The 25,103-nt window shown below is 43.4% G+C and carries 20 protein-coding genes; 7 read left to right on the forward strand and 13 right to left on the reverse strand.

What is annotated here, in order from left to right; translation table 11 throughout:
* Window position 1: 1 nt before the first annotated feature.
* The 12 genes from mraY to leuO all read right to left on the reverse strand — a co-directional run bounded on the left by mraY (window position 2) and on the right by leuO (window position 14,813).
* Window positions 2-1,084 carry a phospho-N-acetylmuramoyl-pentapeptide-transferase gene (mraY, locus tag HFU86_RS14105; RefSeq protein WP_036951201.1) on the reverse strand — a complete coding sequence of 361 codons (1,083 nt, stop codon included), beginning with the start codon at window positions 1,082-1,084 and terminating at the stop codon, window positions 2-4.
* Window positions 1,078-2,436, reverse strand: coding sequence for a UDP-N-acetylmuramoyl-tripeptide--D-alanyl-D-alanine ligase (gene murF / locus HFU86_RS14110; RefSeq protein ID WP_187129511.1), 1,359 nt, complete (start codon window positions 2,434-2,436; stop codon window positions 1,078-1,080). The genes mraY and murF overlap by 7 nt, the downstream gene beginning before the upstream one ends.
* Window positions 2,433-3,920, reverse strand: a complete 1,488-nt coding sequence (murE, locus tag HFU86_RS14115; protein WP_187129512.1) for a UDP-N-acetylmuramoyl-L-alanyl-D-glutamate--2,6-diaminopimelate ligase — start codon at window positions 3,918-3,920, stop codon at window positions 2,433-2,435. The genes murF and murE overlap by 4 nt, the downstream gene beginning before the upstream one ends.
* A complete protein-coding gene (ftsI, locus tag HFU86_RS14120; protein WP_036951204.1) occupies window positions 3,907-5,673 on the reverse strand; it encodes a peptidoglycan glycosyltransferase FtsI in 1,767 nt (588 codons plus the stop codon). The genes murE and ftsI overlap by 14 nt, the downstream gene beginning before the upstream one ends.
* Window positions 5,674-5,685: 12 nt before the next feature.
* The gene (gene ftsL, locus HFU86_RS14125) at window positions 5,686-6,006 is read right to left on the reverse strand and encodes a cell division protein FtsL (protein WP_036951205.1); all 321 of its coding nucleotides are present in this window, start codon (window positions 6,004-6,006) and stop codon (window positions 5,686-5,688) included.
* Window positions 6,006-6,959 (reverse strand): 16S rRNA (cytosine(1402)-N(4))-methyltransferase RsmH, encoded by a 954-nt coding sequence (gene rsmH / locus HFU86_RS14130; RefSeq protein WP_108478287.1) that lies wholly within the window; start codon window positions 6,957-6,959, stop codon window positions 6,006-6,008. The genes ftsL and rsmH overlap by 1 nt, the downstream gene beginning before the upstream one ends.
* A gap of 2 nt (window positions 6,960-6,961) precedes the next feature.
* Window positions 6,962-7,420, reverse strand: coding sequence for a division/cell wall cluster transcriptional repressor MraZ (gene mraZ, locus HFU86_RS14135; protein ID WP_036951207.1), 459 nt, complete (start codon window positions 7,418-7,420; stop codon window positions 6,962-6,964).
* Between the two features lie 720 nt (window positions 7,421-8,140).
* Window positions 8,141-9,151 (reverse strand): catabolite repressor/activator, encoded by a 1,011-nt coding sequence (gene cra, locus HFU86_RS14140; RefSeq protein ID WP_036951208.1) that lies wholly within the window; start codon window positions 9,149-9,151, stop codon window positions 8,141-8,143.
* An 84-nt stretch (window positions 9,152-9,235) separates the two neighbouring features.
* The gene (gene ilvN / locus HFU86_RS14145) at window positions 9,236-9,727 is read right to left on the reverse strand and encodes an acetolactate synthase small subunit (protein WP_036951209.1); all 492 of its coding nucleotides are present in this window, start codon (window positions 9,725-9,727) and stop codon (window positions 9,236-9,238) included.
* Window positions 9,728-9,729: 2 nt separating this feature from the next.
* Window positions 9,730-11,457, reverse strand: a complete 1,728-nt coding sequence (gene ilvI, locus HFU86_RS14150) for an acetolactate synthase 3 large subunit (protein ID WP_132495805.1) — start codon at window positions 11,455-11,457, stop codon at window positions 9,730-9,732.
* A gap of 329 nt (window positions 11,458-11,786) precedes the next feature.
* On the reverse strand, window positions 11,787-13,544 hold the full coding sequence (locus HFU86_RS14155; protein WP_187129513.1) for an AMP-dependent synthetase/ligase: 1,758 nt from the start codon (window positions 13,542-13,544) through the stop codon (window positions 11,787-11,789).
* A 321-nt stretch (window positions 13,545-13,865) separates the two neighbouring features.
* Window positions 13,866-14,813, reverse strand: a complete 948-nt coding sequence (gene leuO, locus HFU86_RS14160) for a transcriptional regulator LeuO (protein WP_187129514.1) — start codon at window positions 14,811-14,813, stop codon at window positions 13,866-13,868.
* A gap of 906 nt (window positions 14,814-15,719) precedes the next feature.
* Here leuO and leuA point away from each other — a divergent pair.
* The 7 genes from leuA to HFU86_RS14200 all read left to right on the forward strand — a co-directional run bounded on the left by leuA (window position 15,720) and on the right by HFU86_RS14200 (window position 24,636).
* Complete coding sequence (gene leuA / locus HFU86_RS14170; protein WP_132495809.1) at window positions 15,720-17,300, forward strand: 2-isopropylmalate synthase; 1,581 nt, start codon at window positions 15,720-15,722, stop codon at window positions 17,298-17,300.
* A 2-nt stretch (window positions 17,301-17,302) separates the two neighbouring features.
* Window positions 17,303-18,394: a 3-isopropylmalate dehydrogenase gene (gene leuB, locus HFU86_RS14175; RefSeq protein ID WP_187129515.1), complete on the forward strand. Its 1,092-nt coding sequence runs from the start codon at window positions 17,303-17,305 to the stop codon at window positions 18,392-18,394.
* 1 nt (window position 18,395) lies between these two features.
* Window positions 18,396-19,799, forward strand: a complete 1,404-nt coding sequence (gene leuC / locus HFU86_RS14180; protein ID WP_036951215.1) for a 3-isopropylmalate dehydratase large subunit — start codon at window positions 18,396-18,398, stop codon at window positions 19,797-19,799.
* Window positions 19,800-19,807: 8 nt separating this feature from the next.
* Complete coding sequence (leuD, locus tag HFU86_RS14185) at window positions 19,808-20,413, forward strand: 3-isopropylmalate dehydratase small subunit (protein ID WP_187129864.1); 606 nt, start codon at window positions 19,808-19,810, stop codon at window positions 20,411-20,413.
* A 503-nt stretch (window positions 20,414-20,916) separates the two neighbouring features.
* Window positions 20,917-22,593 carry an HTH-type transcriptional regulator SgrR gene (gene sgrR, locus HFU86_RS14190; protein ID WP_132495813.1) on the forward strand — a complete coding sequence of 559 codons (1,677 nt, stop codon included), beginning with the start codon at window positions 20,917-20,919 and terminating at the stop codon, window positions 22,591-22,593.
* Between the two features lie 569 nt (window positions 22,594-23,162).
* The gene (gene mutH / locus HFU86_RS14195) at window positions 23,163-23,846 is read left to right on the forward strand and encodes a DNA mismatch repair endonuclease MutH (protein WP_108478291.1); all 684 of its coding nucleotides are present in this window, start codon (window positions 23,163-23,165) and stop codon (window positions 23,844-23,846) included.
* Window positions 23,847-23,907: 61 nt separating this feature from the next.
* Window positions 23,908-24,636, forward strand: coding sequence for a TerC family protein (locus tag HFU86_RS14200; protein ID WP_036951219.1), 729 nt, complete (start codon window positions 23,908-23,910; stop codon window positions 24,634-24,636).
* A 26-nt stretch (window positions 24,637-24,662) separates the two neighbouring features.
* Here HFU86_RS14200 and HFU86_RS14205 read toward each other — a convergent pair whose 3' ends face one another.
* Complete coding sequence (locus HFU86_RS14205) at window positions 24,663-24,902, reverse strand: Pathogenicity locus (protein ID WP_036951220.1); 240 nt, start codon at window positions 24,900-24,902, stop codon at window positions 24,663-24,665.
* Window positions 24,903-25,103 lie beyond the last annotated feature (201 nt).

Here is a 25,103-nt window from a genome sequence, read left to right on the forward strand (position 1 = left end):
CTTAACGCACCTTCAATGTTGCTAGTCCAATCAGAACTAACATGAGAGAGATAATCCAGAAACGCACGATAACGCGTGGTTCCGGCCAACCTTTCAATTCATAGTGATGGTGAATTGGTGCCATACGGAAAATTCGTTGACCACGTAATTTGAAGGAGCCAACTTGTAAAATCACCGACAGTGTTTCAACCACAAACACACCGCCCATGATCACTAATAAGAATTCTTGGCGCAGTAAAACAGCGATAGTTCCTAATGCTCCACCTAATGCCAAAGAGCCCACATCACCCATAAATACTTGTGCTGGGTAGGTGTTGAACCATAAGAAGCCTAAACCTGCCCCAACAATCGCCGTACACACAATCACTAATTCCCCCGCGTGCGGTAAGAATGGAATGTGTAAATAGTTAGCAAAGTTAACGTTACCCGTCGCCCACGCAACTAAAGCAAAGCCCGCTGCGACAAACACGGTTGGCATAATCGCTAAGCCATCTAAGCCATCGGTTAAGTTAACGGCGTTACTGGTTCCAACGATAACGAAGTAAGCCAGTAAGATGTACAACACCCCTAATTGCGGCATCACATCTTTAAAGAATGGAACCACTAACTGAGTTGCTGGTGTATCTTTACCAATCGCATACATAGAGAATGCAACAACAAGCGCCAATACTGATTGCCAGAAGTATTTCCAACGTGCAATCAAACCACGGGTATCTTTTCGAACAACTTTGCGGTAATCATCAACAAAACCAACAATACCGTAGCCCACTAAAACCAGCAGCACACACCAGACGTATGGATTATCTAAACGCGCCCATAACAGCACTGACATGCAGATAGAAAATAGGATTAAAATCCCACCCATCGTTGGCGTGCCACGTTTACTAAAGTGAGATTCAGGGCCCTCGTTACGTACCACTTGCCCAATTTGCATTTTTTGCAAATAAGCTATCAGGTGCGGTCCCATCCACAGAGCAATAACTAATGCTGTCAGCAAACCGACAATGGCTCTGAACGTCAAATAGGAGAAGACGTTAAAAGCAGAAAATTTATGAACCAATAATTCGGCTAACCAGACTAACATTCGAAGCACTCCTTCAATGCATTCACGACATCTTCCATCGCGGAGCTGCGTGAACCTTTAACTAAAATAGAAACAACATCATTCTGCTGTGCTAGCGGAATTAGTCGGGTTAATAAATCTTGTTTCGCGGTAAAATGCTCGCCACGTTCGCTAGATTGGCTAATGATTTCGCTTAACTGTCCAACACTAAGAACTTTATCCAAACCCGCTTGCTTCGCGGCTAAACCAACACGTTCGTGGCACTCATGGGCATAATCACCAAGCTCCCCCATGTCACCGACAACGAAAATGCGATAGCCCGGCATTTTCGCCAGCACATTAATCGCCGCAATCATCGAACCATCATTGGCATTATAGGTATCGTCCAGTACGACTTTCGTCTCACTTAAACTCACTGGGAATAAACGCCCCGGTACCGCTTTCGTGGTGGCTATACCTTGTTTGATATCTTCTAAGGTTGCTCCCACAGAAATGGCTAATGCACTTGCCGCTAAAACATTGGCAATGTTATGCACACCCGGTAATGGCAATGTGATCTCAACCTGCCCTACCGGCGTATGTAGCGTAAAATCGGTTGTCAGCTGTTTGATTTGAATATCTGAAGGATAGAAATCCGCTTTTTCAGTCAGCGAGTAATACCAAACGGTTTGACGAGGGTTAAATTGCCACTTATCCGAGTAGCTATCTAAGTTCACAATAGCCGTGCCTTCTTCTGGCAGACCTTGGTAGATTTCACCTTTGGCTTTAGCAACGCCTTCTGGGGAACCAAAACCAGCAAGATGCGCACCAAATAAGTTATTCACTAATGCAGTTTCTGGCTTAACAATGTTGGTCGTGTATTCAATTTCATGTGGGTGATTAGCCCCCATTTCGATCACGGCAAATTGGTATTCATCCGTTAAACGGAACAGAGTCAGTGGAACACCAATATCATTATTCAAGTTACCCGCGGTATATAACGTTTTACCGCGTTGCGCCAGAATCGAGGCGGTCATCTCTTTCACGGATGTTTTGCCAGAAGAGCCAGTCAACCCGACCACTCTCGCTTTAGATTGTTGGCGAACCCAAGCGGCGATTTGCCCCATCGCGATACGCGTATCTTCAACAATCACCTGTGGGCAGCTCACTTCCAGTTGATGGTCAACTAACAGTGCTGCGGCACCCGCATCCACCACTTGAGCGGCAAAGTCATGGGCATCAAAACGCTCGCCTTTTAAGGCAATAAACAGGCAGCTAGCGTCGATTTTACGGCTATCGGTACTCACGTTTAATAACGTTAATTCGTTATTGCTCGCTTTTTCAATGCGACCGTGAGTGATTTGTGCCAGCTGGGTTAAGGTCATAGGGATCATGCCATCACCCCCAACAATCTTGCGACAGTCAAGCGGTCTGAATAATCTAAACGGCGAGAACCAATAATTTGATAATCTTCATGACCTTTACCTGCCACTAAAATCACATCATCAGGTTGTGCTTGTAAGATAGTGTTGGTAACGGCTTCTGGGCGCCCAGGGATCGCAAATACGCGGCTAGAATCCAAAATACCCGCCATGATATCGTTGATAATATCCAGCGGATCTTCGCTGCGAGGGTTATCGTCGGTGATCACTACTTTATCAGCGTATTGTTCAGCAGAAGCACCCATCAGTGGGCGCTTGCCCTTGTCTCTATCACCGCCACAACCGAAGACACACCACAGCTTGCCTTTACAATGTAAACGCGCTGCCGCTAACGCCTTTTCTAATGCGTCAGGGGTATGAGCATAATCCACAACCACAGTTGGCTTGCCTGCAACGCTGAAAACTTCCATACGGCCACAGACTGGCATTAATGCGTCGGTTGTTGCTAAAAGCTGCTCTAATGGATAATCCATCATCAATAGCGTCGCCATCGCCAGCAATAAGTTGCTTACGTTAAACGCCCCCATTAATGGGCTTTCAAACGAACCTTCACCCCAACTTGACGTGAAATGAATGGTTGCGCCTTTATCGTGATAATCCACGTCAGTGGCTTTTAGCCATGGACCTTGCCAGTTAGCCGGAATACGATTTTCCATCGTCACGGCACAAGCTTGCGGCAAGCGTTGTAACCACTTCAGCCCGACTTCATCATCAGCATTAATAATTTGAGTTTTGGTTTGATGAGTAGAAAACAGTAACCACTTAGCGGCTTCATAGTTAGCCATATCACCATGATAATCAAGATGATCACGGCTTAAGTTAGTAAACACTGCCGCGTCAAATTGCAGAGCAGCAACACGACCTTGCACCAAGCCATGAGAAGAAACTTCCATCGCCGTCAACGTCGCTTTTTTATTCAGTAATTGAGTCAGTTCTAATTGGATATCAACAGCGGATCCCGTGGTGTTCTCGCTTGGAGAAACGTGCCCCAGTAGCCCATTACCTACCGTTCCCATCACTGCTGATGTTTCGCCTAATCCTTTTGCCCATTGTGCAATTAATTGCGTGGTGGTGGTCTTACCGTTGGTCCCCGTCACACCCACTAATTTCATTTTGAAAGAAGGTTGATGGTAGAACTCACCCGCTAATGCGGATAAACAGTTGTTTAGGTCGTTAAGGTAAATGACAGGCACACCATGAATAAAGCGAATTTCGCCTTCTTCTGCTTCGCCTTGTGCTTCTGCGATAACTGCAGAAACCCCTTGTGCAATAGCTTGAGGGATATAGTGTCTACCATCTGACTGATGGCCTTTTATAGCAATAAACAGATCGCCCGCGGCAGCCTTTCGACTGTCTAGCGTCATCTCTCGTAAAGAGACATTTGTTGTACTCACACCAAATGGGGCGAGGAGTTCACAAAGATTACGATCTGCCACTTTTAACCTCTTTTTGACTGTTCACGATTTCACTTTTATCGTCTGTTTGCAATGCATCTGGCTCAACGTTCATGAGACGCAAAACCCCGCCCATGATAGAACCAAAGATAGGTGCAGATACTGCACCTCCGTAGTACTTACCGGCTTTTGGATCGTTGATTAACACAACGAGGGCATAGCGCGGGTTGCTTGCGGGAGCAACCCCTGCGGTATAAGCGATATATTCGTTGATATAGCGCCCTTCAGGTCCGACTTTTTTCGCGGTACCTGTTTTAATTGCAATACGATAGCCTTTAATTGCGGCACGTGTTCCACCGCCACCTGGCAGAGCAACACTTTCCATCATATGCACAACGGTGCGCATTATTGGCTCAGGAAACACTCGCGTCCCCGGAACAGGCGGGTCGACTTTAGTAATCGATAACGGGCGATATATCCCAAAACTACCGATCGTTGCATAGGCACGCGCAAGTTGTAATGGAGTCACCATCTGCCCGTACCCGAAAGAAAAGGTGGCCCTTTCTAAATCAGACCACCGTGTTTTTTTACTTGGAAAGATGCCACTACTTTCCCCGACTAACCCCAGATTAGTCGGCTTGCCAAACCCAAAGCGGCTATACACGTCCACCAACTCTGTAGCAGGCATCGCTAACGCTAATTTTGAAACACCAACGTTACTCGACTTCTGTAAAATACCCGTAATGGATAACTCTGCGTAACGCGCAACGTCTTTGATTTCATGACCATTAACGCGGTATGGATAGGTATTTAATACGGTATTTTCTTTTATAATTTTGTTTTGTAGCGCACTCATGACGACAAGTGGCTTCACGGTTGAACCTGGTTCAAAAATATCCGTGATAGCGCGGTTGCGCATGAAATCCATCGGCGTACCCGCTAGATTATTTGGGTTATAGGATGGACTGTTTGCCATCGCTAAGATTTCCCCAGTATTCACATCCACTAGGATTGCCACACCGGACTCAGCTTTGTTCTCTTGAACGCCTTTCGTCAGTTCGCGATACACAATAGATTGAATACGCTCATCGATACTGAGCATCAAGTTATGTGCTGCTTGGCTATCGACTGAAGAGACGGTCTCAATAACACGTCCATTACGGTCTTTACGTACCGTACGTTCACCCGGAGAGCCTTTTAACCAACGGTTAAAGCTTTTTTCCACCCCTTCAATGCCTTCGCCATCGATATTTGTTACGCCTAATAAGTGGGCTGTAACCGGACCTGATGGGTAATATCGGCGAGATTCTTTACGTAAATAGATTCCTGGAACTTTTAGTTTGCGGACATATTCACCGATGGAGGGGTTAACTTGACGAGCGAGGTAAACAAAGCGCCCTTTCGGGTTAGCAGAAATTTTGGTGGTGATTTGTTCAAGAGGAATATCTAATGCATCGGCGAGAGCTTTCCAGTGTTCATCGTTACTAACGCCGCCTTTTTCAAAAACTTCTTTAGGGTCAGCCCAGATAGCGTTAACCGGAACACTGACTGCTAATTGGCGACCTTCACGGTCACTGATCATTCCTCGAGCCGTTGATACTTCTTGAACGCGAAGGGAGCGCATGTCTCCCTCTTTAACCAGTTTTTCCGGGGCAATAATTTGTAGGTACGCAACGCGAGTCAACAACCCTGCTAGTGCCAACCCAATACATCCACACAACAAAACAAAACGCCAGCGAACAAAGCTGGTGACTTCTTCTGTTTTCTTGTTCTTAGCGGGTTTGGTTGCTTTCATTCTTAACCTTCGTTATTGCTTGGAAACAATAATGTTTTCTTGGGATGGCTCCACATGAACCATTTGTAATTTCTCAACAGATAGACGCTCAACACGGCTGTGACTGGCTAACGCATTCTCTTCAAGGATCAAATTTCGCCATTCGATATCGAGAAAATCTTTCTCTTCATACAGCTTATCTTTGGCGGCAGTCAGCAGTCGTGTTTCATGAGCGGTGGTCACCACAAACACAGCGCTAATCACTATCGCGGCTAGCAAAATCATCGGAATAATTCCGTAACGAAATAAATCGCGACCGATGACTCTGGCTAAACTGTGTCTTTCTGGTGTCATTACTCTACCGCTCTCTCTGCAAAACGTAACACCGAGCTACGTGCTCGTGGGTTTTCGTCAACTTCAATCTCGGAAGGCTTCATTTTGCCTAATGCGCGTAATTTAGCGGCACCTAGCTCTTTGATTTGCGCTTCTGTCAGCGGGATCCCCGCAGGAACAGAAGGTCCGGTACTGTTTTGACGAATAAAGCGTTTTACTAATCTGTCTTCCAATGAATGGAAACTGATTACGGATAAACGCCCTTCAGGTGCTAAAACAGACATCGCACCATTTAATGCTTTCTCAATCTCTTCCAGCTCGCTATTGATATAAATACGAATCGCTTGGAAGCTACGGGTTGCTGGGTGCTTGTGTCGGTCTTTAATCGGACTGACTTTGGCAATCAGCTCGGCCAAATGGCGCGTACGCGTTAGCGGCTCTTCTTCTGGATTATGGTTACGCTCAACGATGGCTCTTGCGATGCGCTTTGCAAAACGCTCTTCACCAAATGTTTTTAATACCCATGCGATATCGTCAGCTTCTGCCGTCATCAGCCATTGCTGCGCTGATTGACCACGCGTTGGGTCCATTCGCATATCCAGTGGTCCATCACGCATAAATGAGAATCCACGCTCTGGGTCATCTAACTGCGGCGAAGAGACGCCGAGATCCAGCAACACTCCATCAATCTTGCCCACTAAGCCTTCTTCTTCCACATAATCTGCAATTGCTGAAAATGGGCCATGCTTAATCATAAAACGTGGGTCATCAATTCCTTGAGCAGCTTTAATCGCCTCTGGGTCACGGTCAATGGCAATCAAGCGACCTTGCTCTCCCAGTTGGCTTAAAATCAAGCGAGAGTGTCCACCGCGACCAAATGTGCCATCAATATAGATACCATTTGGTTTAAGATTTAAGCCGTTCACTGCTTCATCGAGCAGTACTGTTACATGTTTAAATTGCTGCTGTGTCATTGTTATAGTGACAAATCCTGTAGACGGGCGGACAGCGGTTCGTCGGCTAGACGCTCAGCAGCGATGTCATTTTCCACTTGCTGGTACCACATCTGTTCATCCCAAATTTCAAATTTATTTATTTGGCCCACCAACATGACCTCTTTTGTTAGCCCTGCGTGTTGACGCAGCGTGCTAGCTAGCAAAAGACGTCCTGCATTGTCTATCTGACATTCACTGGCATGACCAAGTAAAAGGCGCTGTACTCGACGTTCTGCGGGATTCATGGTGGATAACTTAGACAGTTTTTCCTCAATGATTTCCCATTCGGGTAAGGTATAAAGCAGCAGGCATGGCTGGTGAAGGTCAATGGTACATACCATTTGCCCTTTCGATTCCTCGCTCAGCATTCCTCGATAACGAGTAGGCACGGTTAGCCGCCCTTTGCTGTCGAGATTAACCAGTGTAGCCCCACGAAACATACCTGATTTTTCCCCTTTATTTCCAACTGCCCCACTTTACCCCACAATTCTCCACTTATAAAGTTTACGAATGGTATGAAAACGTTGTCAAGCCAGCCGCACGTAGCTTTAGCTTTATTTACAGAACGTTTTAGAAAAGAAAAAGTGGGAAAAAATCTTACTTGGAAAGAAAAAGAGAAATAACGAGTTGATATAATTCACTTATTTATAAAACGCAGGTAAAACATATTTAAATCTATTTCATTGCTGCAAAATCATACAAATTTGAGTAAATGATATATACGTCTCATTTTTAATCAGTTTATTTCGTGTCTATTTTTTACCTTTTGATCATCATTTATTGATGATTATTTAAACAAAACTACCAAATAATACGTATTTCAATATAAAATCATTATATTTCAACACATTAAATAACTGTTTTAATTCACAGTGTTATTTTGCTGACAATAATTTGCTCATTGTATTTATCGGTTTTTTTATGGGTAAAAAAAAATTAATTTGTCAAAAAAACAATCGATGCAAAATAATCAAAAAAAGTATTAGGAAAATTCCTAAAGTGAAATATTTACAGGATAACGCAATAAAAAAACCGTAATCACCCATAAATTTCACCAAAAAAAAGCCCCTAATAGATAGGGGCGGATATATTACTAAGAATCTTGGTTAACATCACTAACTATTAAACTGGTTTTTTCACCATTGGATAAGGTTTATCCACTACTGTTTGCGACCTAAACTACCACGGCGACATAAGTCCCTGCGAATTCGACGAATTCCAGTTTCTGGCTTCTGCTTCTCGTCTAGGCTGGCTAATACCAATTCTAAAATACGCTCTGCGATATCGCGGTGGCGCTGAGCAAGAGACAGCACAGGGCAACCGAGGAAATCCAGCAATTCGTTATCACCAAAAGTACTGATAACCATGTTTTCTGGTAAACGACCATTGCGTTTCAATGCCACATCCAACACGCCTTGCAGTAAAGAAAATGACGTTGTGAATAACGCATCCGGCATCGCGTTACCGCTATCTAGCCAATGAGAGAAAACATCTGCTGCAGCATCGCGCTCATAACTATTGGCGTAGAGGTAATTGACTTCGCGAGAGTCCCCTTCCCATGCCTTACGAAAACCTTGCTCACGTAAATAGCTAACAGAAAGTTCAGGTAATGCCCCGAGATACAAGACCGATTCAGCTGAGAATTTGCGTAATTCTTTAGAGATCATCAGCGCATCTTCTTGGTCATCACCGACCACGCTAATGAAATGCTCTTTTTCTAATGCTCTATCCAGCGCGATGATAGGCAGTGAACGGTTTGCCCAACGCTGATAAAACGGATGTTCAGGAGGTAACGCGGTAGACACAATAATCGCGTCAACTTGGCGCTGAAGCAAATGTTCCACGCAACGAATTTCATTGTCAGGTTGGTCTTCTGAACACGCAATTAAAAGCTGATATCCGCGCTGACGAGCCTGTCTCTCTAGATAATTGGCTATACGGGTATAGCTCGTATTTTCAAGATCAGGGATCACCAACCCGATAGAGCGAGTGCGACCTGCGCGTAACCCTGCAGCGACTGCGTTTGGATGGTAATTGTGCTCTCTGACGACTGCCATCACTTTTTCTACAGTTTTATCGCTGACTCGATACTGCTTGGCCTTGCCGTTGATCACATAACTAGCCGTTGTGCGGGAAACACCCGCTAGACGGGCTATCTCATCCAGTTTCACGTTAACCTCTTTGCAATTTGGGAAACAGCCCCGAGTCATTCGGGGCTTTAATCCGCTCTATTCTACCTGCGGCAGATAAATTTTTCATCGCATAATTTTATCGCCACGAGAAACACCAACGATCCCTGAGCGTGCAACTTCAACAATTTCAGCAACACCACGCACAGCTTCAAGGAATGCATCCAGTTTATCGCTTGTTCCTGCGAGCTGAACGGTGTACAGCGTTGGTGTCACATCCACGATTTGACCACGGAAAATATCGGCACTTCGCTTAATTTCATCTCGCCCATAACCGGAGGCTTGCAGCTTCACTAGCATAATTTCACGCTCGATATGGGCTGACGCTGTCAGCTCGCTCACTCGCAGCACATCCACCAGTTTATGTAGCTGTTTTTCAATCTGCTCTAGTACCTTGGCATCCCCTTTTGTCTGGATGGTCATCCGTGACAATGTCGGATCGTCGGTCGGTGCTACGGTCAAGCTTTCGATGTTATAACCGCGCTGTGAAAAAAGCCCAATCACGCGAGATAGTGCCCCTGATTCATTCTCTAATAACACTGATAAGATACGACGCATGATCAAGTCCTCTCCGTTTTACTTAACCACATTTCATCCATTGCTCCACCACGGATTTGCATTGGGTAAACATGCTCAGTTTCATCAATATTAATATCTACAAACACCAGACGCTGGTTTTCATTCACTTCGACTAGCGCTTGTTTTAGCTTATCTTCAAGTTCATCTGGGGATGCTATTGAAATCCCCACATGCCCATAAGCTTCAGCTAATTTTGTGAAATTCGGCAATGACTGCATATAGGATTGCGAGTGACGACCTTGATAAATCATGTCCTGCCACTGTTTTACCATGCCAAGGAAACCGTTATTCAGGTTCAGAACCAGTACCGGTAATCCATATTGCAGCGCAGTTGAAAGCTCTTGGATGTTCATCTGAATACTGCCGTCGCCAGTCACGCATACCACGGTGGATTTAGGGTGCGCCAGTTTCACGCCCAAGGCTGCGGGCAAACCAAAGCCCATGGTGCCTAAGCCCCCTGAGTTAATCCAATGACGCGGTTTATCAAACGGATAATAAAGTGCAGCGAACATTTGGTGTTGCCCCACATCTGACGTCACATAGGCTTCACCGTTGGTTAAGCGGTAAATAGCCTCAATGGCTTGTTGTGGCTTCACTTTGTTTGGATTTAATGCGTATTTTAGGCACTGTTTTTCGCGCCAAATACCGATTTCTTTCCACCACGCTTGCAGTGCAGCGGTATCTTGCTCGGCAGCCGCATGGTCCAGTTGAGCAATCATCTGTTCTAACGTGAGTTTTGCATCGCCAACAATGGGAATATCCGCTTTGACTGTTTTCGAAATTGAGGTTGGATCCACATCAATTTGAATTACAGTGGCATTGGGGCAATATTTTTCTAAGTTATTGGTTGTACGGTCGTCAAAGCGAACACCAACCGCAAAAATCACATCAGAATGATGCATCACTTTATTGGCTTCGTAGGTACCATGCATGCCGAGCATACCCACCGATTGTGGGTGAGTTTCGGGGAATGCGCCTAGCCCCATCAATGTTGATACCACGGGTAACTGAAGTTTTTCAGCTAATGTCATTAGCTCCGCAGAGCAATTGGCATTGATCGCACCGCCGCCGATATACATCACGGGCTTCTTCGCTGCGACTAATTTGGTCAGCGCTTTCTTAATTTGACCTTTGTGCCCCTGTAAGGTCGGATTGTATGAGCGCAGTGAGACGGATTCAGGATAGCGATAAGGGAATTTAGCGGCAGGATTCACCGTATCTTTTGGAAAGTCGATCACCACAGGTCCTGGGCGCCCACTCGCCGCAATATAAAACGCTTTTTTGATGGTTTCAGGGATCTCTTTCGCGTGTTTAATGAGAAAACTATGCTTCACGATTGGGCGCGAAATCCCCACCATATCGCACTCTTGGAATGCATCGTTCCCAATCAATGAGCTGGCAACCTGCCCCGATAAAACTACCATGGGTACGGAGTCCATATACGCGGTAGCAATACCCGTTATCGCGTTGGTTGCGCCAGGTCCTGACGTTACCAACACCACGCCGACATCCCCTGTTGAGCGCGCATAGCCATCTGCCATATGCACCGCAGCTTGTTCATGACGCACTAAAATATGCTCTACGCCACCCACGGTATGCAGTGCATCATAAATATCGAGAACCGCGCCTCCCGGATAGCCAAATACGTGCTTAACTCCTTGGTCAATCAATGACTTGACGACCATTTCTGCTCCCGACAACATCTCCATGAGTTTGCCCTCAGACTATTTGCAAGTTAACAGAGAGCCGTACGACCCTCTTTAATTTTTATTAAGTTAGTCATAAATTCAGCTATTAACATATCCCTACCATTTGTGGGACGCAAATTTGATTTCACAGAGAAATTAAGGAAGATTTCATTTTGTCTTGAACATGAAAATTCGGCAGATTCATTGACTAGTTTTCAATCAAAATAGAGCGGAAATAACTAAAAGATAAGCAAAAATAGTGGCAACGCGATTTTACATAAATAGCAGGTAAAACAAAGCCCTTCAGGGATAACCACTGAAGGGCTTGGAAAGTATGATTAAATATCGAATTACTCTTGATACATGGATTCAATTTCTAATCGGTAGCGCTCTGAAATAATTTTACGTCGTAATTTCAGCGTAGGCGTTAATTCACCTTTCTCCATTGAGAAGTTGCTTGGTAACAGTGTAAAACGCTTCACTTGATGGAAGTTTTCCAGATTTTTTTGTAGCTCTTTAAGACGACCTTCAAACAGCGCAACAATTTTAGAATCTTTTAACAGTTCCAAACGATCACGGTATTTTAAGTTAATTGAATTTGCATACTCTTCAAGGCTGTCATAGCAAGGCACAATCAGCGCAGAAACAAATTTACGTGCATCGGCAATGACGGCAATGTGCTCAATGAAACGGTCTTGACCTAAAACCCCTTCGATAACCTGTGGCGCAATATATTTCCCGTTAGACGTTTTCATTAAATCTTTTAGTCTATCCGTAATATATAAGTTGCCCTGCTCATCGATTTTTCCGGCATCCCCTGTACGTAACCAGCCATCAGCTGTGAATGTATCTATCGTTTCTTGTGGGCGATTATAGTAGCCTTTCATGACGACAGGACCTTTGACTTGGATTTCGTCGTTTGCTCCAATGCGTACAGAAATGGCAGAAAGCGGCGTACCAATAGAGCCTAATGGGTATTTATTCGCTTCCCAACACGAAACTGTCGCGCAGGTTTCACTCATCCCATAGCCATATTTAATATCCACTCCCGCAGATAAGAAAAATGCGATGACATCATCATCGAGACGTGCGCCCGCCGCTGGCATAAAACGAATACGACCACCGAGCCCTTGGCGAATTTTGCTCAGAACCAGCTTATCTGCCAATGCATATAAGCGGTTATTGATAAATGAAAGCGATTTACCTTTTGCCATCGCCTTCACTTTTTGCTTCCCTATCGCAATCGCCCATTTGAAAATTGCACGACGCATGAAAGGCGCTTGGGATACTTTACTTTGTACTGCACTGTAAACTTTCTCATAGAAACGCGGTACGGCACACATCACCGTTGGTTTAACATCAGTAAGTGCCTCTTTCACCAAATTAGTATTGGTTAAATAGACATTGCGCGCGCCGCTGTGCATGACATAAAAACTCCATGCGCGTTCAAAAACGTGAGAAAGCGGTAGGAAACATAATGAAACATCGTCTTCGGACAGTTCTAAACGGTTGTCATGAAGATAAAGCTGGGCTGCCATATTGTAGTAATCCAGCATCACCCCTTTCGGTTCTCCCGTGGTGCCCGAGGTATAAATAATGGTGAATAAATCACTTAAATTTTGAGCTGCAATTCGCGCATCTAATTCAGCTTGATATTGAGGCTGAGCGAGGGACATAAATGTCGATAAGTGCATGCTGTTAGCCACTTGCCCATCTAATTCAACATTATCGTCTAATGCAATGATAGCGGAGAGCTGTGGGCAATGTGTGAGTAATTGGCAAGCAACTTGATATTGTTCTTGAGCACCAACAAATAGGATCTTAATGTTGGCGTCATTAATGATATAGGCGGCTTGATCAATACTGCTTGTGGCATAGAGAGGTACCGTCACGGCTTTGATTTGTAGTGCCGCGATATCAACCAAAGACCAATTCATACTATTATGAGCAAAAAGCCCAATATTCTCTTGCGGGACAACGTTCATCGCCAAAAGCTGACGGGCAATCGCGGTGGTTTTGGTGTCTACTTCCGCCCAAGTCAATTCTGATTGATGTCCGTTGTCCCATTGACTGAAAGCTATCCGATCCGCTGACTCGCTCGCGTCCATTCTGGAACGTATGCGGTTAACAATATGATATGGATATAGATTTTCAGTAATCAAAGTGTATTCCCTATAGGTCATTAGAATTTTAAGTCATTCGGCAAACTCACAAACAACCTAATCTTAATACTTTTTATTATTTCAGCTTACATCTGTTAGCTGAATATTTGGAGTGTATAGCGGAAAGATAAACGAAGAAAGGAATAAAGTGTAAATTTTTTGCAAATGCTACAGACACAACAAAACTCGCCATTTTTTTCATCATGGCGAGTTAGTATTTAGGGGAATATGCTAAGGTTGCCTTAGAATGAATTGAGCCAATTTAGCTTACAGCTGTTCTATCATTTGGCAAAACTGCGCTTTCATCCATTGATGGCCTTTATCTCGTGCCGTCGATTCATGCCACGTTAAATAACATGGGCGAGAACTCTCTTCCCAAGGCAATGATAAGGTACGCAGTTGCAGCTGACTTGCATGATGTTCCACTAACCATTTGGGTGCAATAGCCACTAAATCTGTTTGTGCCACAATGTTCAATACACTGTTTAAGTCCGTTCCTTGATAACTGACAGTGTGGGAAAGTTCCGTATTATGGTAATACAGTTTGCTAAATGACCCAATATTATCCATTGCCATAATAGCGTGTCTTTCACTCACTAACATTTCTTGATTAATAGTATCTTCAATTCTTGGATGGTGATTAGCGACAACTAAAACCAATTCATCATTAAATAAAATCTGATGTTGATACTCGGGTTTTTCGAATTGATTATATCCCAAGAAAAAATCTATCTCTTGGTATTTTAATTGATGCGCTATGTTATTCCCTAAAAAAGAATGAATAAAAACTTGAACATTTGGCGACGCAATTTTAAATTTATCAACAATTGTTGCCGCTAAGCGAATATCTAATGGAGAGCAAATAGATAAGCTAAATGCTCTTTCGCTTTGCTTAGGATCAAACCCTGCCCCCGGTAATTCATTATGCACCAATTGAAGAGCTTGCCTTACTGGTCCAAATAATTGTTTTGCGCGCGAAGTCGGTTGAATTCCACGCCCATAGCGAACAAATAATTCGTCATTGAACATGGATTTCAAGCGGGATACGGCGTTACTTACTGCAGGCTGAGACATACCGAGAACTTGCGCTGCACGAGTGACATTTTGCATTTGCATCACAACATCAAAAACAGTTAATAAGTTCAAATCAACATTGCGCAGATGAATATCGCTACTTTCTTTTTTTGCTGTTGAGATCGTATCAAAATCAGTCATTTTTAACTCCACTAAATATATTTATCATTTTTAATTAATGAACATGATCCATCAAAGCAATATTGACGAAAAATATAAAATCATTAAATATTATTTTTAAAACAACTTATACATGATAAGTTATTTCGCTTTCCCTGCATTTATTAAAACGACGCTTCTATTCTTTTTGCCCATAAATTAGAATCGAGGTATAGATATCATCATAAAATGCAAATATTCATCAGTGTAATGGGTACATGTAACTTATTAAAGTCAGCATCATTCCGATAAAAATAATAAAACAATTTCAAGAATAAATCATAATAAATCTCTTCTATAAACGCGTTTGAATCTCATTATCAGATTAATTTTTAATTATTTATTTATTAGATAATTAACCTTATTTGAAGCATAACCGCGATCAATACCAATGAAGTCTGGTATCTAACCTCTGCATACTTTCATTACATAAACATAATAAAAATCATTACGTTATAGAAATATAGTTATGCCATTAATTTTTAGGTGAAATTTTAGCCTGATTTTTACGCCCTTATATAGGCAAAAACATCATGAAAATTATAAATATCAGACGTAAATTCCAATAATCAGTAACAACACACTTCCAAGCATTTAGCGCTCAAAAAATTAAGTTTGACATTATTATTGGAATCACGTATCAATAAATACAGATTATTTGAAATTCAAAGAGAGACAGTTAACCATGACATCTTCTATCCGCCTACTAAGCCTACTACTACTCGCAGCCAATTTGCGCGGTATGCTTATGGATGGAAAGTAAAACAAATACTGTCCACTAACATAAAGAAGCCCGCGCAACCAGCGGGTTTTTTTATGCCTGCGGCTAAATGGGAATCCAACAAACAGAATTAAAAACAACAAAATTTAGTCTATGAGGAACACATTATGAGCAACCAAGTTATCATCTTCGACACAACCTTACGTGATGGCGAACAAGCCTTGCAGGCCAGCTTATCAGTTAAAGAAAAATTACAAATTGCTTTTGCATTAGAGCGCTTAGGTGTCGATGTTATTGAAGCTGGGTTCCCTGTCTCATCCCCGGGTGATTTTGAGTCTGTTCAAACTATCGCTCGTGAAATTAAAAATAGCCGTATCTGCGCATTAGCACGCTGTGTTGAAAATGATATTGATGTGGCAGCAGAATCGTTGAAAGTAGCTGAAGCATTCCGTATTCATGTTTTCTTAGCGACATCCAATTTGCACATGCAGAAAAAGTTAAATAAAACGTTTGATGGCGTGATGGACATGGCGATTAACTCTATTAAACGAGCGCGCCGCTACACTGATGATGTGGAATTTTCATGTGAAGACGCGGGTCGTACAGATATTGATAACTTATGTCGCATTGTCGAAGCTGCCATCGGCGCAGGCGCAACCACCATTAATATCCCAGACACTGTCGGCTACACAACCCCATATCAATTCGGTGGCATTATCTCTTCTTTATATGAGCGTGTCCCTAACATTGATAAAGCCATCATCTCCGTTCATTGCCATGATGACTTAGGCATGTCGGTCGCTAACTCCATCAGCGCCGTTCAAGCTGGAGCTCGACAAGTGGAAGGTACCATTAATGGATTAGGCGAACGCGCAGGAAATACCGCGTTAGAAGAAGTGATCATGGCGATTAAATTGCGTGAACAGATGTTAGGTGTGCACACCAATATCAATCACAAAGAAATTTACCGTACCAGCCAGTTAGTTAGCCAATTATGCAATACCCCAATTCCTGCCAATAAAGCCGTTGTGGGCAGCAACGCATTCGCGCACTCATCAGGGATCCACCAAGATGGCGTGTTAAAAAATCGCGAAACTTACGAAATTATGACCCCTGAATCCATCGGCTTAAAAGAGCAACAATTAAACTTAACGTCCCGTTCAGGTCGTGCCGCTGTTAAACACCGCATGGAAGAGATGGGCTATAGCGAAGGTAAAGATTTTAATTTAGATGAGTTGTATACCGCATTCTTGAACTTAGCGGATAAAAAAGGGCAAGTATTTGATTATGATTTAGAAGCTTTAGCCTTTTTCGCGAAACAGCAAGACGAAACTGACCACTTTGTCATGGATTACTTTAGTACACAGTCAGGTTCAAGCATTGTTGCCACTGCGACCGTCAAAATGCAGTGTGGTGAAACAGAAAAATCAGAGGCGGCAACCGGAAATGGTCCTGTTGATGCTATCTATCAAGCGATTAGCAAAATCACAAACTACCCAATGAAATTGGTTTCTTACCAATTGTCCGCGAAAGGTCAGGGTGAAAATGCCTTAGGACAAGTGGATATCGTCGCTGAATGCTTTGGTCGTCGTTTCCACGGTATGGGATTAGCAACGGATATCGTTGAATCATCCGCAAAAGCCATGGTACACGTATTAAATAGTATTTGGCGTGCAGAACAAGTCGAAAAAGAAAAACAAAAAATCTCTGACCAAGAGTCACAAATTAATACAAAGGAAGCGGTGTAAACATGTCTACGAATTTTAATATTGCGGTATTAGCGGGCGATGGAATCGGCCCTGAAGTGATGGCTCAAGCCCATAAAGTCTTGAACGCTATTAGTAAGCGCTTTGCTATCACAATTTCAACCAAAGCCTATGATGTGGGCGGCGCCGCCATTGATAATCACGGCGAGCCATTACCGCAAGCAACAGTCAAAGGTTGTGAAGAAGCTGATGCCGTGTTATTCGGCTCAGTCGGTGGTCCAAAATGGGAACATTTGCCACCGGACAGCCAGCCTGAACGTGGTGCATTATTACCATTGCGTAAACATTTTAAATTATTCAGTAATTTACGCCCTGCTCGTTTATATCAAGCATTAGAAGCATTTTGCCCATTACGCGCCGATATTGCCGCTCAAGGGTTTGATATTTTATGTGTCCGTGAATTAACTGGCGGGATCTATTTTGGTCAGCCAAAAGGACGTAAAGGTGAAGGTGCTGAAGAACATGCTTTCGATACCGAAGTTTATCATCGCTATGAAATTGAACGCATTGCCCGTATTGCCTTTGAATCTGCGCGTAAACGTAGCCATAAAGTGACTTCTATTGATAAAGCTAACGTTTTACAAAGCTCCGTATTATGGCGCGAAGTAGTTAACCAAATTGCCAAAGAGTACCCAGACGTTGAAGTGAACCATATGTATATCGATAACGCGGCGATGCAAATGATCAAAGCCCCTTCTCAGTTTGATGTGGTGCTGTGCTCGAACTTATTCGGCGACATTATTTCCGATGAGTGCGCCATGATCACAGGATCAATGGGTATGCTGCCTTCCGCCAGCTTAAATGCTGATGGCTTTGGCTTGTACGAGCCTGCTGGCGGTTCAGCTCCAGATATCGCAGGCAAAAACATTGCCAACCCAATCGCACAAATTTTATCAGCATCCATGTTATTACGCTTCAGTTTGAACCAAACGGAAGCGGCTGATGCTATAGAAAGAGCCGTGAATAAAGCATTAGAAAATGGCTATCGCACTGCGGATTTAGCAGGCAATGGTCAATCAATCAGTACCAGTGATATGGGTGACATTATCGCCCGTTATATTGAAGAAGGGGTTTAACATGTCGAAGACTTTATACCAAAAATTATATGACGCTCACGTTGTCCGTGAAGTTGAAAACGAAATCCCTTTAATTTATATCGATCGCCATCTGGTACATGAAGTGACTTCACCGCAAGCGTTTGATGGTTTAAGAACCAAAAATCGCCCGTTACATCAACCAAGCAAAACATTTGCAACCATGGATCATAACGTGTCAACGCAGACTAAAGACATCAATGCCTGCGGCGATATGGCGCGAATTCAAATGCAAGAGTTGATGAAAAACTGCGAAGAATTCGGCGTGACTTTATACGATTTAAACCATCCATATCAAGGTATTGTCCATGTTATGGGGCCAGAGCAAGGTATCACTTTACCGGGTACAACCATCGTGTGTGGTGACTCTCATACTGCCACTCACGGCGCATTCGGCGCATTAGCTTTTGGGATTGGGACGTCCGAAGTTGAACACGTCATGGCGACTCAAACCTTGAAACAAGCGCGAGCCAAAACCATGAAAATTGAAGTGGTGGGTAAAGCGCCTGCTGGGATCACGGCAAAAGATATCGTCTTAGCTATTATCGGCACCACGGGTAGCGCAGGTGGAACCGGCTACATTGTCGAATTCTGCGGTGACGCAATTGAAGATTTGAGCATGGAAGGTCGCATGACCGTCTGTAATATGGCGATTGAATTAGGCGCTAAAGCCGGCATTATCGCCCCCGATGAAACCACCTTTAATTATATGAAAGGTCGCCAATTTGCACCGAAAGGTCAAGATTGGGACGATGCAGTCGCGTATTGGAAAACGTTGAAAACCGATGATGATGCAAAATTTGACAAAGTGATCACCATCCAAGCCGAGACGATTGCACCACAAGTCACTTGGGGTACCAACCCAGGGCAAGTGATCGCTATTAACCAACCGATCCCTGCTCCAGAATCGTTTGCCGACCCCGTCGAACGCGCTTCTGCGGAAAAAGCCTTGGCGTACATGGGATTGGAATCAGGTATTAAGTTATCCGACGTGAAGATTGATAAAGTTTTTATTGGCTCTTGCACTAACTCACGTATTGAAGATTTACGCGCTGCGGCTGCCATTGCTAAAGGTAAAAAAGTCGCATCTGGCGTACAAGCCATTGTGGTACCGGGTTCAGGCCCCGTCAAAGCCCAAGCGGAACAGGAAGGCTTGGATAAAATCTTTATCGATGCGGGCTTCGAATGGCGCTTACCGGGCTGTTCAATGTGCTTAGCGATGAACAACGACCGTTTGAATCCGGGTGAACGCTGCGCATCCACCAGTAACCGTAACTTTGAAGGTCGCCAAGGTCGAGCGGGTCGTACCCACTTAGTCAGCCCTGCAATGGCTGCTGCCGCAGCGATTAACGGTCATTTTGCTGATGTTCGTGACATTCAAATCTAAAGGAGAAAATCATGGATAAGTTTATTAAGCATGTTGGGATTGTTGCCCCTTTAGATGCCGCAAACGTCGATACCGATGCCATTATTCCAAAACAGTTTTTGCAGAAAGTGACGCGCACAGGCTTTGGTCAGCACTTATTTAATGACTGGCGTTTTTTAGATGATAAAGGTCAGCAACCTAACCCTGACTTTGTTTTGAACAAACCTGTATTTAAAGGCGCTAGCATTCTGTTAGCCCGTGAAAACTTTGGTTGTGGTTCATCTCGCGAACACGCACCGTGGGCATTGACCGATTTCGGTATCCAAGTGGTTATTGCACCAAGTTTCGCCGATATTTTTTACGGTAACTCGTTTAACAACCAGCTGTTGCCAATCAAATTAAGCGAACAGCAAGTGGATGAGATGTTCAGCTATGTGAACAGCCACGAAGGCTGCCAGTTTACTGTCGATTTAGAAGCGCAAACCGTCACCGCCGGCGAGAAAGTGTATACTTTCGAGATTGACAGCTTCCGCCGTCATTGCATGATGAATGGCTTAGACAGCATCGGTTTGACGTTACAGCACGTTGATCAAATCAAGGATTACGAGCAAAAGCTCCCTGCCTTTATGAATTAATCTCCAGCCCACTTCGGTGGGCTTTTTGTTGCTCATAAAAGTAGAACTCAATTCCTATAAACAACATCTATCAATAAACCCTTCCCCATTATTTCCTAATATGCAATTATTCAATTAATTGCCTTTTTATATTTTTCAAAATAGTTCGCGTTGTGGCAAGGCGGCAAAATGAGGATATCTCGAGGAGCATACTTTAGTATGTGACCTGAGTAGCCGAGTGAAGCCAACGCAGTCACAGCGTGAAATATGAAGAAAAATAGGAGCATACATAAGTATGTGACCTGAGTAGCCGAATGAAGCCAACGCAGTCACAACGTGAAATATGAAGAAAAAAGAAAAAAAGCCGATATGCATTCACATACCGGCTGGTAAAAATACCATTACTCAATAAAAGGGGGAGTAAACCTGCAACAGACAGGTCAATAGAGCTACTTACTGCCCCCTATTATCTACGGAATATAGGATATTAAAATTGATACAATTTATTCTGGAGTTCCTCTTTTATGTCTAATTCTCGATTACAAACGCAATTTGTACGCTTGTGGCAGCATTTTCAGGGAAAAAACAGTGAAACCACATTGCAAGATATTGCCGATATTTTGTTTTGCTCTCGCCGTCATGTTCGCACCCTGCTCAATAATATGCAGTCCCATGGCTGGCTCAGTTGGCAAGCAGAATCAGGACGAGGAAAACGCTCCTCATTAATTTTTCATATCAATGGATTAGAGCTACAACAAGCACAGGCTGAGCAGCTTTTAAAAGAAGAAAGTATTGAAAAACTCGTGGCGCTCGTTGGCGATAAAGAGACTATCCGCCAAATGGTCTTATCTGAGCTTGAGCGAAGTTATCGACAAGGTAAAAACTTACTGCGCATCATTTATTACCGTGATTTTCCTAACTTACTTCCTGGCACCCCAATGCGCCGCTCTGAAATCCACTTAATGAGCCAGATATTTAATGGATTAACTCACTTAAATGAGGAAAAAGGGGAAGTGGAAGATGGTATTGCTCACCACTGGCAAGCCATTAACGAACAGCATTGGCGCTTTTATTTACGTCCAGCTATCTATTTCCATCATGGACGTGAAATGCAAGTCGAGGATATTATCCACTCTTTATTACGATTAAAGCAGTGCTGGCCGCTATTCTCACATATTCACTCGGTCACTTCTTCGCAGCCTTATGTGATTGACGTCCATCTGAGCCATCCTGATACACAATTTCCGTGGTTACTGGGTAGCCCACATGCCGCCATTCTCCCGAAAGAGTGGGAAACCATCAGCGGCTTTAGTCAGCGCCCTATTGGTACGGGTCCTTATGAAGTCGAAACCAATATCCCGCAGAAACTCACCATCAGCGCTTTTGACCGCTATTTTGGCTATCGTGCCTTGTTGGATGAAGTAACCATTTGGGTGGTTCCCGAACTATCTGAGCAGATGGTGTGTACCACATTAAAAATGGATGGTGATAAACGCCACAATGACTCTCTCGAAAGCCGCATGGAGGAAGGTTGCTATTTTCTGTTATTCGACCAACGCTCCGACATTTCTCAACGGGAAGATGTGCGTAAATGGCTGTGCAGCTTTTTAACTCCCGTCAACCTACTGGCACACTGTGAATCCTTCTATCAGCGTCACTGGGCGCCTGCTTACGGGTTATTGCTTCATTGGCATCACAGTAAAATGCTTTCCCAACGAACCAAACCTGAAGACTTAACTGAGCTAACTGTCACTTTTTATCGTCATCATCATGAATTCTATGCCATTAGCCAAATCATGAAGCGAGTATTAGAAACTCAGGGCGTGACGCTTAAAATTAATATCGTTGATTATGATGATTGGTTTAATGGGGATGCTAAAAGCGATATCTGGCTCTCCACCGCCAACTTTTATAAGCCTCTTGAATTCTCTATCTTCGCTACGCTGTACGAAATGCCACTATTGCGCCAATGTTTGGGGAAAAACCTCGATGAAGAGTTACAACTTTGGCGCCAGCAAAAATTAGATGTGGAATCTTGGTGTGAGAGTTTGATTGATTCCCAGATCTTCCATCCAATTTTTCATCACTGGTTAGAGCTACAAGGGCAAAGAACGATGCGGGGTGTTCGTATGAATACCTTTGGCTGGTTTGACTTTAAATCAGCTTGGTTTAAGCCAACTGAGGATAATGCACAGAATTGATGATAGTTATAAACAGTTAGAGTGAGTAAAATGGATTTTATTCACTTTTTCTGTGGATATCCATGTGAACAACCAGATAGTAATCAGGGTATATCCCAACTGTTCATTTCTAACAAAAAATCACACTAAAAAATAAAACATTATAAATCATGGCAATAAATGAATTTCACACCAGATATCCACTGTGAGTTTTTCCGTGTTTTTTTGTTAGGAGTTCAACTGAGCAAAGATCAATCAATGCATGTTTTATCCACAAGGAATGTACTTAACTTACTCGCTTTTTGTGACGAGCTTCAATAAATGACATTAGTCAAGGCTGTAAATGCACACAGTAATCGCAGTTTTTCACAGTTATCCAGAAATCCTGTGGATAACCTAGTGCATGATCCTGTGATTATCTTGGGATGAAGTTGAATAACCCTAAATATTCATAATCCCGTCTGTGATTATTATCTAATATCTATATATATATCATGAAGTTAAATACGGTGACTAAAAAGTGTTATACTCACCCTATCTTGTGACCATTTTCTTGGTTATTTTTTAAACACAATCAAATTCAGTCGACTATGTCTTTTATACCGCCTTCACCACCAGAAAATGAAACCGTCTTATTAGCGCGAGCCCAAGCCCTTGCTGGCTATACGCTTGGTGAGCTAGCAACTATTGCAGGTATCCCAATTCCCCCCGATCTTAAACGAGATAAAGGCTGGGTCGGGACATTGTTAGAGTTTTTTTTAGGTGCGACCGCAGGCAGTAAAGCCGAACAGGATTTTGCAGATATTGGCGTGGAGCTTAAAACAATCCCAATCGATCGCCATGGCGCACCATTAGAAACGACATTTGTCTCTGTCGCGCCCCTCACGGGCAATAGCGGTCTAACATGGGAAAATAGCCATGTACGCCGCAAATTATCTCGCATTTTGTGGTTTCCGATTGAAGGTGAGCGTCAAATACCACTTGCCCAGCGACGTATTGCTAACCCTCTGATTTGGAGCCCTTCTGCGCTTGAAGAACAACTTTTACGCCAAGATTGGGAAGAGTTAATGGATTTAATTGTGCTGGGAAAAGTCGAAACCATCACGGCTCGTCACGGACAAGTTTTACAGATTCGTCCCAAAGCGGCGAATAATAGAGCACTAACCGAAGGTATAGGAGAATTTGGACAGCCAATAATGACATTACCGAGAGGTTTCTATTTAAAAAAAGATTTTACGGGTCCATTATTAGCGCGGCACTTTAACCTCGGTTAATTGGTCAAGGCATCGCCTGTGCCAAACAGACGATTTTTTATTCCATTTTTAAGGCAATAAGATGTTTGAGTGGTTCTTAGATCCCCATGCTTGGATGGCATTGGCAACATTAACAATTTTGGAAGTCGTACTGGGTATCGACAATATAATTTTCTTAAGTATTGTCGTCAGCAAATTGCCTGCCCATCAACAAAATAGCGCCAGACGTATTGGGTTAATCGCGGCAATGGGAATGCGTTTGGCACTACTAGCGTCTATTGCTTGGCTCGCTCGCCTCACCACGCCACTCTTCACATTAGCTGAACATACCGTTTCCGCCCGCGACTTAATTTTGTGTGCCGGTGGCTTATTCCTCATTTGGAAATCCAGTCAGGAGATTTTCGATACCATTGAAGGGGAAGACGATGAGGGGATAGCCCAGAAAAAAGTCACTTCATTCTGGGGAGCCATTATGCAAATCGCAATTTTAGATATTATCTTCAGTTTAGATTCGGTGATCACTGCCGTGGGGCTATCTGACCATCTGTTTATTATGATGGCAGCCGTGATTATGGCGGTCATGATCATGATGTTCGCCGCGAAACCTATTGGTGATTTTGTGGAGCGTTATCCTTCCGTCAAAATCCTCGCACTCTCTTTCTTGATCCTTGTGGGCTTCACTTTGTTACTTGAAAGTGTTCAGGTACATGTATCAAAAGGCTATATCTATTTTGCTATGTTCTTCTCCATGTCAGTGCAAATGCTTAATATTCTGCGCAGCAAAAAGTGGAAAATGAAAAACAAGCAATAAATGAAAAATAAATAGTCATAGCCAAGTTAGCGTAAGGCGTCCTTTGCTGCGGCAATAGCGCCTTCCACCGCTTTTTTAGCTTGAGGGCTGTTTTTCCAACAACTTGACCCCGTTAGTGCAGCACCCGAAATTAAAATTTCATCATAAGAAGCTTCACTTAACTGCGCTAAAGACGAAAACCCCATTTGTTCTAATCGGCTAATGACCGTTGATCCAACACCCTTCACTGCTAATAGAATTTGCTTTTCTGAGTCTGAAAATGGCATAAATCATCCTTTTGGCTGTAAAACAGCCGTAATTGAGCGTATATTTTGTAATTAACCTATTTCTTAATCTAAAATTCTGAGCGGTCTATAACAGGTTGAGTTACCTGCCCTATATATCTGTTTTAGCAAATAGGAAATAACAACGGTAAAGTCATTGACGACTCGCGATAGAAACTAACATGTCGCACTAAAAATTCTATC

The organism is Providencia sp. JUb39 (genome assembly GCF_012272845.1).
GTDB classification, from domain to species: domain Bacteria; phylum Pseudomonadota; class Gammaproteobacteria; order Enterobacterales; family Enterobacteriaceae; genus Providencia; species Providencia lanzhouensis.